The sequence below is a fragment of the Opitutia bacterium genome, from assembly GCA_016217545.1.
GTDB lineage: Bacteria > Verrucomicrobiota > Verrucomicrobiia > Opitutales > Opitutaceae > Didemnitutus.
In genome coordinates, this window is the sequence record JACRHT010000002.1 from 429,056 (window position 1) to 443,116 (window position 14,061).

Consider the following 14,061-nt stretch of genomic DNA (forward strand, 5'->3'; position numbering starts at 1 on the left):
GACGCAGCGCTTGAGCGATGGACGTGGTTTAGCCGAACAAGCGTAGCGGTTTCGCGGCCCAAGAAACCGGCGGGGGATTTCAACAGCGGGGGCAAAGCAGGCGCGCAGTCGCTAAGGCGGGCGACGCGTCGCGCCGGAGATGCGCGGAGAGGTCATGGGGATTCAGGGTGAAGTTCGGGCGGCGGCGCGAGTGAGCCAGTCGTGGCTGCGCAACCACTCGGTGGCGCGCTGCGGCCACTCGGAGGTCGGGCCATAGCCGGCGCGCATGCCGAAGCCGTGCGGGCCTTTTTCGTAGAGATGGAGTTCCGCCGAAACGCCGGCCGCACGCAGCGCGCGGTAGAATGCGATCGAGTTCTCAAGTGGAACCGACGTGTCCTCCCGCGTGGCGACGAGGAAGGCAGGCGGCGTGTCCTTCGTGACGTGACGATCGACAGAGAGGAGATCGATGAGTTCGGCCGATGGATTTTTGCCGAGCAACGCTTCGCGCGAGCCGCGGTGCACGACCGCGGTGTCCATCTGGACCACCGCGTATTGCATGACCATGAAATCGGGACGCGCGCTGACGGCATCGAGCGCGGCACCGGTTTTGCCGTCGGGGTGATCGTAGAGCGTGCCGGCGCAGGCGACGAGGTGGCCGCCTGCGGAGGAGCCGAAGAGGCCGATGCGCTGCGGGTCGACGTCGAACTCGGTCGCGCGCGAACGCACGAGCCGGACGGCGCGCAACACGTCGCGCAGCGGTGCGGGATGGCCGTATTCCTTGAGCCGGTATTTGAGGATGAAGACGGAAACTCCGAGCGAGTTGAGCCACTTGGCCATGCCGTTGCCTTCGTTCGTCACGGCGAGGCGCACGTAGCCGCCGCCGGGGCAGACGATCGCAGCGGTGCCGATGGCTTTATCGGCCGGCGCGGGGAAATACGTGAGCGTGGGGACCTGGACGTTGTAGACGCGGTCGTCCTTCACGTATTCATCGCCGGCATTGGGCAACGCACCGGGCACGCCCTCGGGCCAGAGCGGAATGACTCGAGATTCAGCGGCAGCGGCGACGCCACGAGTCGCAGTGAACGCGACGATGAGCGCGGCGAGCAGGTAGAGCGAGGCGAGCGGGCGGATGATCATGGAAGGGAAAAAAGCCAGTTCACACGGTGGTCGCCGACGTCCCGGCGGCGACGGTGCTCACGCCTCGCTCGCGGCGCCGCCGGGGTCGGCGGCGCCCACCTGAATTGCGTCGCGAAACGCGCAGGGAGCACGGTCACGCAACGCTGGCGAAGGGTGGACACGGAAGAAGGCGGCGGGTCGACGCCCGCCGCCGTTCAGTCGGAGAACATTAGAACGTGGTGCCGACGCTGAGGACGAACTGCCGCGGCTTGCCGCGCGCTTGGTTCGCCGGGAAGTAAGTTTCGTCGGTGAGGTTCTTGATGTTCAGCGTCACGTCCCACGGCTGCTTGTTGCGCTTCCACGAATAGCCGACGGCGGCGTCGAAGAGCGTGTATTCCGGGAGGAACAGCGCGGGGTTGGCGGTGCGCTGGGCTTTTTGCAAGGTGTAGTTGCCGCCACCGGCGATCCACAGGCCTTTGAGCGAACCTTCGGTGAAGCTGTAGCGCGTCCAGAGGCTGGCCATGCGCTCGGCGGAGCCTTCGGGCGTGGCGCCAAGGAGCAGGCGGACGGCTTCGTTGAAACCGGCGAGGTAGGACGCGTAGTCGCCCGAGACTTTCGGGTCGGTGGCGAGGCGCGGCGTGGGCAGCGTGACCTTGGTCGTGCGGATGTTCATCGACGTGTAGGTCGCGTAGATTTGCCAGTTGTCGCGCGGCGACAGCGTGAACTCGAGTTCGACGCCTTCGCTCTGGTCGACGGTGCCTTGCTTGCTGAAGGTGACCTCGGTGGTCGAAAGCACGCCGCTGGTGTTGAGGCCGACGACGGGCTGGCGAACGGTCACGATGCGATCGGCGCGTTCGAGATGGAACCACGTCGCGGTGCCGGAGATGCGGCCGTTGAGGAAGTCGGTCTTGTAGCCGAATTCGTAGCCGAGGCCGCGCGTCGGAGCGGCGGGCGTGCGGATCGATTGCGGGTTGGTCGTGGTGTTGAGCGGAATGTTCGGGTTGTAGTCGGGGTTCTCGATCGTGAGCGACGTGCCGTCGACGAGGAACGAGCGGCTGTAGTTGGCGAAGAGCAGCGAGTCGCGCGTGATGTGCCAGCCGGCGCCGAACTGCGGTGTGGTTTTGTTGACGTCGTAGGTGTAACCCGACGCGCCGCCCGCGCGGTAACGATCGTAGCGCGCGCCGCCGATGAAGATCAGGCGGTCGTCGAGCATTTTGGCGGTGAGCACGCCGTAGTAGGCGTCCTCGCGTCCGCGCGTGAAGCCGCCGGCGCTGCTTACGGGGAGCGCGAACTCATCGTAGTCGGCGGAGCGGTCCCACGTGGATTGGTCGAAGTAGCTCCACGGGGTGAAAGGCAGCGCGTTGTCGGTGGCGCTGTAGCTGCCGTAGGCGGAGCTGGAGCTGAGCGTCATGCCGCCGCCCGAGCGGCTGTATTGGCGGTAGGCGCCGAAGAGCGGGTTCAACTTGAGGCCGGCGAACTCGTATTTGCCGGAGAGGTCGAACTGGTAGGTGTTGAAGCCGTCGGCGCTGGTCTGGATGCGCTTGCGGCGATTGAGGAGGACGCTCGCGGTCTTCGTGGGGTCGTTGAGGACGGCGGTGGGATTCGCGAGGTATTCGCGGAGGTAGTCGAAATACGAGACGGTCGCGGTGCGGTAAGCGGCGGTCGGCGTGACGTCCCACTGCGCGAGGCCGGTGAGCTTGTAGAGGACGCTGCGGGCGTTCCAGCTGTAGTTGGCGCGCGCGACCCAGTGGTCGCCGATCTGGAGATTCATCTCGGCGTTGAAGTTCTCGTAGTCGGCTTTCTTGTAGTCGTGGTCGCCCTGATAATTGAAATCGCGATCGATGGGCGGCATGCCGAGGAAACCGAGGTTGATCGAGCCGGCGTCGAAGAGGCCCTGTTGGTAGCTGCGGTCGGAGACCTTCACGAACGTCGTGGCGCTCGGCGCGGCGTTGAAGGCGGCGATTTGGACGTTCGGCTGCATGCCGACGGGCGGCTCCTCGCGGCGGCTGAGTTTCTCGTAGTCGAGGATGAGCGAGAGCTTCTTCGTCACTTGGAACGCGAGCGATGGGGCGAAGAGCCACGTGTGCGTGTCGCCGGTGACGGCCCACTTCGGATCCTGATTCCATGACCCGATGACGCGCGCGGCCATGCGGCTGCCGAGCGGCTGATTGACGTCGGCGACGACGCGGTAGTCGCCTTGGTCGCCGATGGAGGTCTTGAGATTGAAGAACTGTTTCTTGGTGCTCGGGCGCTTCGTGATGTAGTTCACGGTGCCACCGGGCACGATCTGGCCGTAGAGGAGCGAGGCCGGGCCTTTGATGACTTCGACGCGCGAGACATTGGCGCTGTCGGTGTTGCGGTTGCCGGCGAAACCGTTGCGCTGCGGCGGCACGTCGCCATCGAAGCCGCGGATCGAGAAGCGATTATTGCCCGCGACGAAGCTCTTGTCGCCGCTGGTGACGGACGGCGCGTAGCGGAGCACGTCCTGCAGATCGAGCGCACCGAGATCGTTGATGAACTGCTCCGTGAACGCGCTGACGGCGAACGGCAGATCCTTGATCGGCGTGTCGATGCGCGTCGCCGAGACGGAGTTGGCGGCGCGGTAACCGACATCCTTGTCGGTCGAGACGGTGAACGTCGGTAGCGTGACGACGCTATCGTCGCGCGCCGGGGCGGCCTGCTGCGCGAAAGCGAGCGGGGACAGCAGCGCAAACACCGGCAGAGCGAGGCGCCAGCCGGTGGTAGAACGTTTGACGGATTGGGGTGTTTTCGTGGTCATTGCGAAAGGTGCCTGAAGCACGCGGATTTTCGGTTGGGGGAGAGAGACCGGACGCTCAGGTCCGGCCAGAAACAGCAGTCGAGATGTCGAGTCGGCGGATCGTGCCGCACAGCACGAACACCGCGGCGATACCCAAGGGCACGAGGGCGGTGCCCATGAGGAAAACGGGAACGTAACTGATGCGGCTCAGCGCCGGAACGAGCCACGTCGAGAAAACCAAAACGCCCAACACCGCGCTCATCCCGCCCACACCAGCCACCGTGCCGACGGACGAACCGGCGAAGAAGTCGCTCGGGAGCGTCTGGATGTTGTTAATCATGACCTGAAATCCGCAGAGAACGACGGCGATCGCGAGCACCGCAATGATCGGCGAAGGAGCGAAGGCGCCGGCGAGGAAACCGGGCAGCGTCAACACGCCGCCGAGCAGGATGACGCGTTTGCGCGCTTTATCGACGGACCAGCCGCGGCCGATGAGATGACCGGACATCCAGCCGCCGCTAAGGCTGCCGATGACGGCGCCGACGTAGGGCACCCACGCGAACAGGCCGATCGACTTCACGTCGAAGCCGAACCGATCCGCGAGATAGATCGGCAGCCAGTTCACGAACAGCCACCAAATCGGATCGAGGAAGAAGCGGGAAACGATCACGCCCCACGTCGCGCGAAACTCGAGCAGCGAGCGCAGCGACGCCGCGGGCGCGGCCGCTTGCGCGACGCCGGTGGCGGGAGCGTTCGCGGGGCGTTCGCCGAGAATGTGCGCGCGTTCCTCGGGCGACACCCACGGGTGTTTGTCCGGCGTCGAGCGGGCGAGAATCAGCCACGGCACGAGCCAGATGAAGCCGAGCGCGCCGACGATCACGAAGGTCGCGCGCCAGCCGAAATGCGCGAAGAGAAGCGCGATCAACGGCGCGGAGACGACCGCACCGAGCGACGCGCCGGCGTTGAAGATGCCTTGGGCGAGCGCCCGCTCATTGCGCGGGAACCACTCGGCGACGGCCTTCGTCGCGCCCGGCCAGTTGCCCGCCTCGCTGAAGCCGAGGATGCCGCGCGCGAGCGAGAGCGTGGCGAGGCTGCGCGCGAGCGCGTGGCCGGCGCAGGCGAGCGACCACACCGTCACCGAGAGCACGAAACCGAAACGCGTGCCCACGCGATCGAAGATGCGCCCCGACACCGCCTGCCCGAGCGCGTAGCAAACCATGAACGCCGAGACGATGTTCGCATAGTCGCTCTTCGAGAGATTCGTGTCTGCCGAGATGCTCGGCCACATCACCGCGAGCGAGGTGCGATCGACGTAATTGATCACGGTCGCGACCGCGATCAGGCCGATGATTGCCCAGCGGAGATGGGAGCGTTGTGCCATGAGTTATTGCTTCGGGAGGAATTCGGCGCGCATCGGCGAGAACACGTCGACGAGCACGCCCGCCTCGAGCGCCGTGGCGCCGTGGAGAACGTCGGACGGGATGTAGTAGAAGTCGCCCGCGCGCAGCACGCGTTCCTCGCCGCCGATGTGCACGCGAAACGCGCCGTCCTTCACGAACGTGATCTGCACGTGCGGATGGCGGTGGAGCGCGCCGACGGCGCCGGCGGTGAACTCGACGTAGGCGGCCATCAATTGGTCGCCGTAGGCCATGACCTTGCGTCGCACTCCCCCGCCCTGGTCCTCCCACGGGATGGAATCGAAGGCGATGAAGAGCTGTTCCTTTTGGACGAACATCTGGGGATGCATCGGAAAATCAGTCGCGGCGGAGCGCGGCGTTGCCGGTCCACGTGTAGGTTTTGCCGTCCGCTTCGAGGCGGTGCTCGGCTTTCGCGTCGGCGGCGCGATTGGTGATCATCAACGTCCACGCGAAGCCATCCTTGCCCGTGATCGCGACGACGGTGCCTTCGTCGGTGGAGGCGACGACGCGGACGGATTGCACCGTCGGGAAACCGCCCGTCGTGAACTCCTTCGTGCCGTCCCAAACGCCGTGCGGCTCGAGGACGCTCGCGAAAACGTGATTCGCGGCGCGCGTGCGGAGCATGAAGGCCGCTTCGTTGCGGAGGTTGAAATTCGGGTCGTTCGCGCCGATGCGCGTGAGCACGAGCTGCGTCTTCGCGTCGGTGGACGACGTGACCGTGTAGTAGCGGCTGCCGTTCATCCACGTGAACTGCACGGGGCCAGTCGCGGTGCCCTCGCCTTCGAGCCAGAGATGCTGGTAGCCGTGATCCTTGCCGAGCGGCTTGCGCTCGGTGGTGGCGATTTTCACCGGGACGTTCGTCGAGAGGAAATGCCCCTGGTAGTAGAACGGCAGATCGTAGTCGTGCTCGGTCGCCGAGGACGCGCGGAGCACATCGACGAGCACCGGGAACGGAAGCTTCGGATCGCGCACCATCGCGATCGTGCGCTGCATCGCGACGCCCTTGACGGCGGTGGTGTCGCGGGCGCTGACGATTTGGAAATTCGCGTCGCTCGCGTCGAAAAAGTGCGCCTCGGAGTGCTGATGCTCGGCCGCATCGTAGTCGCCACCGTATTGGGTGGTGCGATCGACGACGAGGGCGTTGTGCGCGACGGTCTGCTTGGCGTAGGACTTGTTCTCCTTCAAGTAGCGACCGCCCCACTTTTGCTCGACGTTCACCCAGCGGGCGGAGCCGTAGTCGGAGAGAATTTCGCGGCCTTGGTCGTAGTAGATGACGCTCAGCTTGTCGTAGTGGCCGTGCTCCATGCCGAACGCGGAATACTTCAGCAGCGCGAGCGATTGGCTATTGCCGGACGGCGCGCGCAGCACGCCGACGCCGCCGTGGGTGCCGTTAGGGCCGTCGCCGTAGGCCACGCTGCGATACTCGAACGCGGGCGGCTGCGGCGTGGCGACGAGCGCCTTCGCGACGGCAAGGCCGGCGGCGTTGAGCGCGACGGAGCCCTGGCGTTTCGCGATGTCGAGCAGGCGCGGATCGCGACCGTAGTGGATATAGGCCCAGTCCACCGCGAGCGGGATTTCGGGCGATTGAAAGGTCTTCTCCTTCATCGCGTCGTTGAACGGGATGAATTCGCCGTTGAGGTAAGTCAGCTGGAGGAGCGAATCGACGGCCTGGCGCAGCACGCTGTCGCGGCGCGCGAAAACCTTCAGCTCGGGCTGGTTGTTCTCGATGACCTGCGCGAACACGTAGAACGGCATGATGACGTAGCGCGCGTAGTAGGGTCCCTCGCAGTAATAGCCGTCGGGCGCGTAGAGTTCGTCGAGCTGCTTGAACCAACCGCCGGTCTTGCCGTCCATCTTGGAGCCGTAGAGCGCCTTCTTCACGAGTTCGTCGTCGCCCATGACGTAGCCCGCCATGCCGACCGCCGTGGCGGCCCACGTGCCGTGGTTGTGGATGCGGTCGAACTCCTCCGCGCGCTCGTCGGCGAGGAAATGCGCCATCGGCTCGAAGATGTGCGTCTCGAAATTCTTCCGCTCGTCCGCCGTCAGCGTGTCGTAAATGCAGTCGTAGGCCTGCGAGGTGTGCACGAGCCAGACACACTCGTTCAGACTCTGGTGGAACAACCGGCCAGGCGACGAACTGGCGGCCGCCGGGTGATTGCCGAGCGTCGGGTAGAGCGCGGCGTATTTCTCCAGCATCGACTTGATGAAGGCCGCGTAGCGCGCCTCGCCCGTGATCTGGTAAAGGAAGCCGGCGAGCTGCATCTCGGCGTAGTTCGCCTTGTGGCGCTCGTGCGTGAAGCCCGCGGCGTCCTTCGGCTGCGGCACGACGATCGGCGCCGCGAGCGCCCGCTCGACGCGGTCCTTCGCCTCGGCGTAGGCCCGGTCGAACAGCGGCGCGTGGCCCAGCGACGCGCGGATATCGTTCACCTCGGCGGGCGTAAGCAACAGGCGCGGATGCACGCCGACAGCGAACGCGACGAGCTGCGTCGCGAGCACGGCGCTGAAAACGAAGGCGGAGCGTAGCAGCTTCATGGCGAGCTCAGGCGAAGAAGATGCCGCCGTTGATCTCGAGCGACTCACCGTTGACGAACGACGAACGACCCGACGCGAGGAAAGCGATGGCTTCGGCGACTTCCTCCGCTTTGCCCTCGCGGCCGAGCGGTGTCATGCCCGCGACGCGCTGCCGCACCTCGGGCTTCGTGAAGGTGTCGTGGAACTGTGTCGCGATCATGCCGGGTGAAACGCAGTTCACGCGAATGCGCCGCGCGCCGAGTTCCTTGGCCATCGCACGCGTAAAGTTGGAGACGCCGGCCTTGGCCGTCGCGTAGGCGCTCGCGCCCGGACCGCCGCCATCGCGCGCGGCTTGCGAGGAGACGTTCACGATCGTCGCGCCGTCCGGCATCAGCGGCAGCGCCGCCTTCGTGACGAGAAACACGCTCTTGAGGTTGAGCGCGATCACCTGGTCCCAAAACGCCTCGTCCATGTCCGCAATGGTCTTCCGCGCGACGAGGCCGCCGGCGAGATTGACGAGGATGTCGATGTGCCCGTTGCCCGCCTGTTCGGCCAGCTCCACCACCCGCGCGACGTCCGCAGCCACGGCGATGTCGCCTTGGGCGAGCACACCTTTGCCACCGACAGCTTCGATCAGGCGCAATGTCTCTTCGGCTTGCTCGCGATTGCTGCGGTAGTTCACCACCACCGTGGCGCCGAGCTGAGCCAAGCGCACGGAAGTGGCTCGGCCGATGTCACGAGCGCCGCCAGTGACGAGCGCAGTTTTGCCTTGGAGTTCGAGCATGAGAGCAGGGGTTATGAGCGAAGGGGCGAGTGAATCGCGGGGCAGCGGACGGGAAGTTGAGAAGTTACGCGGAGACAGTCAAACGTTTTAGTGCAACGATTGACTTTTCACCAAGCACACAGCTTCTTAGCATTCTAACAAACTATCGGAGAGCCGTTTCCTATCTTTAAACCCATAAGAAACAGCTTGGCTGCCACTAGCGGGCGGGCGGACACCCCGTCGAGCGCCGCAGAACAAGTTCAGGCGTAAGGGTGAGATGAGCCGGTGGAGCAGCGTTCTTCCCCTCCATGCGATCGATCAGGAGTTCGACCGCCGATTTCATGAGCTCCACCAGCGGCTGTCGGACGGTGGTGATCGGCGGATCCATGATCTCGCAGAGATGGATGTCGTCGAAGCCGACAACCGAAATGTCGCGCGGAATGCTCAATCCAAGTTCCCGACAGCCCGCGTAGATTCCGACGGCCGTCATGTCGTTGATCGCAAAAAAGGCGGTCGGAGGCTCGGGCTGTTTCAGCAAGGCAACGGCGGCCGCGCGTCCGATCTCGGTGACAATCTCCTCGTCGTCACCTGCCTTGGCGTTTCCCGTCCACTCCAAGCGAGCATCAGGCGCGATGCCGGCGGCGCGCAGCGTGTCGCGGTAACCATCCAAGCGGTCGCGTCGATTCGCCGAATTGATCGGTCCGGAGACGAACGCGATGCGACGATGCCCGAGTGACAGCAGGTGTTCGATCGCGAGTTTGGCGCCGAGCCCGTTGTCGACGCGCACGCTGTCCAGCTCGAGTCCGGCATCGTTCAGCGTCAGGCGATCAAACGCCACTGCCCGCAACCCGCGCTTCACCACGCCGGCCACGTGGCGGAGCGACAACGGCGACGAGCCGAGGATCACGCCGCGAATGCCGCGCGCGAGCATCGACTCCACATAGCGCTGCTCGCGCTCCGGATTGCCCTCCGCGTTGCAGAGGAGCACCTGGTAATTCTTCGCCATCGCCGCGTGCTCGACGCAGCGCGCGAACTCGCCCCAAAAAGGATTCGCCACCGTCGGCACCACGAGGCCGATCGTCGGCACGTAGCCGGTCTTCAGCGCGCGCGCCATCTCGTTGGTCGAGTAGCCGAGATCGGCGACGGCTTTCAGCACGCGCTCCTGGGTGTCCTGGCGCATGCGATCGAGCTTGCCGTTCAGCACGAGCGAAACCGTCGACGTCGAGACGTTCGCCGCCTTCGCGACGTCGTGAATCGTGACTCGTCCCACCGGTTTGTTCGGCATCTCGTGCGTTGATACAAGAAGCCTGTCGAACGGCAAGCGAGGTGTGCGGCACCGCGCGTCGCAACGCGCCCCGCCCTTCTGGCTCTGCCATCGCCCGCCAGCACGGAGGGCGGAGGTGCCCGCGGGAGGAGTAACCTATTAGGTTACCGCTCCCCCGCTCCCGCTCCGCCGCGCGGCGGAGCGGCGCATTCGTCCCGCGGATGAAGCGGGCGCAAAACAAAGAAGCCCGCGTTCTCGCGGGCTTCGGGCACTTGCCGCTGACCGTGGCGCGCTGTCGCCGCTGCGGCGCGGATCGGTCACGCCTCGACCGTCTTCGGCTTCGCGTTGCGCACGGCGTCGGCGACGGTGGTCGGCAGCGCCTCGGCCTCACCGCTGACCTTGTCGAACTTCATCGAGAGCGTGCGCGACACGCCGCGCTCCTGCATCGTCACGCCGTAAATCGCATCCGCGGCCGCGATGGTGCTCTTGTTGTGCGTGATGATGATGAACTGCGAGCTGTCGACAAACTGCTTCAGCAGGTTCGTGAAGCGGTGAATGTTCGACTCGTCGAGCGGCGCGTCGAGTTCGTCGAGCAAGCAGAACGGCGACGGCTTCACCATGTAGAGCGCGAAGAGCAGCGCGACGGCTGTGAGCGTCTTCTGACCGCCGGAGAGCAGCGTGATGCCCTTGAGCTTCGTGCCCGGGGGCTGCGCGACGATCTCGATGCCGCTCTCGAGCGGATCCTCGGCCGTGACGAGTTCGATCTCCGCGCGGCCGCCGCCGAACAGGATGTTGAACGTGTAGGCGAAGTTCTTCCGGATCTGCTCGAAGGTGACCTTGAACTGCTCGAGCGAGGTGTGGTTGATGTCGTCGATCGCTTTGAGCAGCGCGGCCTTGGCGTTCGTGAGATCGTCGACCTGATTCTTGAGGAATTCGTAGCGCTGCTTCAGCTCGGAGTATTCCTCGATGGCGACGAGATTGACGGCGCCCATGGAGCCGAGGCGTTGGCGCAGCGCGTCGACCTCGGTCTTGATCGCTGTCCAGTCGGTGCTCTCCAGCGCGGCCAAGTCGGCTTCGGTCGGCTCGCCCTTGTTTTCCTTCTTCTTTTTGCGGCGGGCGGGCTTCGCGGCGGCTTCAGGAGCGGGTTGGCCGGGGTCGACGCCCCCGGCTACAGGTTGGCCTTCGCTGGCGACGGTCGCTTCGCTTGGTGCGGCCGCGGGCAAAGCCGCCGGCTGACTGCTGACCGCTGAAGGCTGACCACTTCCCTCGTCCTCCTCATCGAGGTCGAGATCCTTCATGCCCTCCGGCTCGTCATCGGAGTGCCAAAGGAGCTTCTTCCAATCGAGGGTCGAGACGTCGGTTTGGAACTCATGGGTGATTTCCTCGACGAGGAACTGCACGCGGGCGCGCGTCTCCGCGACCTTCACCTCGGTGCGCGACAGTTCGGACATCGAGCTCTCCGCCTCGGTGCGAATGGAACTCATGCCGGCTTCGACGGAGTTGATTTCCGACTCGATCGACGTGAGTTCGTTGCGCACGGACTCGACGTTCTGCTGCGCGATGGAAAGGGTCGTGGCGATTTCCTCGGCGCGGGCGCGCTGGCCGGCGGCCTCGTTCTCCAGCTGCGAAACCTGCTCGTTCCACGTCTCGATCTCGATCTGGCGCTCGTCGTGCAGGTCGGCGAGCTGCGCGCGGCGGCGCTCCATCTCGGAGAGACCGCGGTCGAGCACTTCGACCTTTTGGCGACGCTCGGCGAGCTCGAGGCGGGCTTGCGCGAGGGACTCCTTCTTCTGGTCGCGCTCGGCGCGCTTGCCGGAGATCTCCGCTTCAGTCTGCGCGATCTTCTGCTTCTGCGCCTCGACTTCGGCCTGCGCCTCGGCGAGCTGCGCCTGCGCCTTCGCGTGGCGGGCGAGCGCCTCGTCGTGGTCACGCTTGAGGTTGCCCAGCTCGTTCTGCATCCGGCCGAGGCGATTCGCCGCCTCGTCGTGCGCGCGCTGGGCATTCTTTTCCTCGGTGTGGAGCGAGGCGGCGTGTTGCGAAGCGGCGAGCACGTCCTTGCGCTTCTGCTCGAGCGCCTGCTCCGCCTCGACGAGCGCGGTGTTCAACTTCTCGATAAGCGCCTTCTGTTCGTCGTGCGCGGTCTGTTCGGCGACGACGGCCTTGCCGGTCTCGCGGAGATCGACTTCGCGCTGCACGATCGAGTTGGCCGGCTTCTTGTGATGGCCGCCGTAAATCAGGCCGCGCCGGTCGACGAGATCGCCCTTCGGCGTCGCGACCATGAGGAAACTGAATGCCGGGTTCGCCTTCCAGAATTCAAGGAACGCCGTCAAGTCGTCGGCCACGTAGCAAGCCGACAGCAGGGCCGCCGCCGGATGCGACGGTTCGAGATTGGCCACTGCCTCGGTGGCGGGCTTCAACCCGGCCGGCAGTTCGCTGTTCGCCGCGCCGCCGCCGAAACCAGGCACCTGCAGGCAAACGCTGCCGATCTTGTCGGTTTCGAGCTGCGCGAGGATTTTCTGCGCGGTGTCGACGTCAGCAACCGAGATTGCCTCGACCGACGAACCGAGCAGCGCCTCGACGGCCTTCGCCCACTCGACGCGGACCTCGAGGCCTTGCGTGATCGGCACGAATTTTTGCTCGCCGAAGATCGCGGTGAAACGGCCCTGGAGAATCGCCTTCGCGCCTTCGCCGAAGCCCTCCCATTTTTCGTGGAGCTGCTGGAGCAGCTTCAGGCGCGCGGTCTTCTGCGCGAGGTTGCGATCGATCTCCTGCAACTTGCGCTGACCTTCGCGGAAATCCTTCGTCGCCTCCTGCAACGCCACCTGCGCCGCCTGCGCCTCGTTGTTTTGGCGGCTCTGCTCAACGCGGGCTTCCTCGACGCGGGTGCGAGCTTCGTTCAGCGCCTGTGCGGCGGCCTCGACGTTGCCACGCACTTCCTCGAGGTCGGCGCCGACCTGATCGTATTTGTGCTGGCTCGTGCGGGCATCGACCTCGAGCGAGGAGCTCTCGGTGATGTGGCGCGCGACGGCGCTCTCGAGTTGGAGGAGATGAAACTTGTCCTGACCGAGCGCCTGCTCGACGCGCGTGAGTTCGCCTTCGAGGACGGCGAGCTCGCGATTCCGCTCCTGGAACACCGAGTCAGAGCTGCCGAGCAACGAGAGTTGCATCTGCTTGTCCTGCGCGCCGGTGTCGACCTGCGAGGCGAGCTCGCGGATCTGCATCTCGAGTTCGGCGAGGTCGTCGTTGCTCGAGGCGAGGCGTTCGGCGAGACCCTGGCGCTTCACGTGCGCCATGTTGGCGGCGTTCTCGGCCTGTTCCTTTTGCGAACGAAGATCGAAGACGGCCTGCTGCGCGTCCTGCACGCGCTGCATGAGCGCGGAGCGGTGGGCCTTGCGCTCGTCGAGCGCGCGCGTGCGTTCGTCGAGCGTGCTGCGGCGCGTGTCGGCGTCGTGCTGGAGGCCGCTGACGCGTCCTTCCAGGTCGGCCAGCGCCGTGGACATCTGCTTCCAGTGGTAGTTGCCGTGCGCGAGCGCGAGGTGGCGCAGGCGGAAGTTGAGGCGCTTGTAGCGCATGGCCTTCGCGGCCTGGCGGCGGAGCGAACCGATCTGGCGGGCGACTTCGTTGATGACGTCGGACACGCGCGCGAGGTTCTGCTCGGTGAGCGCGAGCTTGTTCATCGCCTCGCGACGCTGGCTCTTGTATTTCGTGATGCCGGCGGCCTCCTCGAACACCACGCGGCGCTCCTCGGGCTTCGACGAGAGGATCTGGTCGATCTGACCCTGCGCCATGATCGAGTAGCTGGTCCGGCCAATGCCGGTGTCCATGAAAAGCTTGTGGATGTCCTTCAGGCGGCAGGGCTGGCCGTTGAAGTAATACTCGCTCTGCCCGTCGCGGTGGACGCGGCGCGTGATCTCGATCTCGTGGAATTCGCTGCCGAGCTGCTTTTCGCACTCGGTGAGGAGCAGCGAGACTTCGCAAAACTGCGACGGCTTGCGCGTGTCGGCGCCCTCGAAGATCACGTCCTGCATCTTGCCACCGCGGAGGGCCTTCGCGCTCTGCTCGCCGAGCACCCAGCGGATCGAGTCCGCGATGTTGGATTTTCCGCAGCCGTTCGGACCGACGATGGCCGTGACGCCAGGTTGGAAATTCAGGGTCGTCTGGTCGGCAAAACTCTTGAAACCGTTAAGCTTGAGCGCGCGGAGATGCATTGAGCGGAAAGTGGATAAGTGAGGCTCCGGCCTCCGTGCCGGCA

At 65.3% G+C, this 14,061-nt stretch carries 8 protein-coding genes; all 8 read right to left on the minus strand.

Annotation, left to right across the window (positions count from 1 at the left end; translation table 11 throughout):
* Window positions 1-162: 162 nt before the first annotated feature.
* The 8 genes from HZA32_01930 to smc all read right to left on the minus strand — a co-directional run bounded on the left by HZA32_01930 (window position 163) and on the right by smc (window position 14,017).
* A complete protein-coding gene (locus HZA32_01930) occupies window positions 163-1,116 on the minus strand; it encodes an alpha/beta hydrolase (GenBank protein ID MBI5422816.1) in 954 nt (317 codons plus the stop codon).
* Between the two features lie 208 nt (window positions 1,117-1,324).
* Window positions 1,325-3,874 carry a TonB-dependent receptor gene (locus tag HZA32_01935; GenBank protein ID MBI5422817.1) on the minus strand — a complete coding sequence of 850 codons (2,550 nt, stop codon included), beginning with the start codon at window positions 3,872-3,874 and terminating at the stop codon, window positions 1,325-1,327.
* A 55-nt stretch (window positions 3,875-3,929) separates the two neighbouring features.
* Window positions 3,930-5,234 carry an MFS transporter gene (locus HZA32_01940; protein ID MBI5422818.1) on the minus strand — a complete coding sequence of 435 codons (1,305 nt, stop codon included), beginning with the start codon at window positions 5,232-5,234 and terminating at the stop codon, window positions 3,930-3,932.
* A gap of 3 nt (window positions 5,235-5,237) precedes the next feature.
* Window positions 5,238-5,588, minus strand: a complete 351-nt coding sequence (locus HZA32_01945; protein MBI5422819.1) for a cupin domain-containing protein — start codon at window positions 5,586-5,588, stop codon at window positions 5,238-5,240.
* 19 nt (window positions 5,589-5,607) lie between these two features.
* A complete protein-coding gene (locus HZA32_01950; protein MBI5422820.1) occupies window positions 5,608-7,803 on the minus strand; it encodes a heparinase II/III family protein in 2,196 nt (731 codons plus the stop codon).
* A 7-nt stretch (window positions 7,804-7,810) separates the two neighbouring features.
* Window positions 7,811-8,566 (minus strand): SDR family oxidoreductase, encoded by a 756-nt coding sequence (locus HZA32_01955; protein MBI5422821.1) that lies wholly within the window; start codon window positions 8,564-8,566, stop codon window positions 7,811-7,813.
* Between the two features lie 196 nt (window positions 8,567-8,762).
* Window positions 8,763-9,830: a LacI family DNA-binding transcriptional regulator gene (locus HZA32_01960; GenBank protein MBI5422822.1), complete on the minus strand. Its 1,068-nt coding sequence runs from the start codon at window positions 9,828-9,830 to the stop codon at window positions 8,763-8,765.
* Between the two features lie 296 nt (window positions 9,831-10,126).
* A complete protein-coding gene (smc, locus tag HZA32_01965) occupies window positions 10,127-14,017 on the minus strand; it encodes a chromosome segregation protein SMC (protein ID MBI5422823.1) in 3,891 nt (1,296 codons plus the stop codon).
* Window positions 14,018-14,061 lie beyond the last annotated feature (44 nt).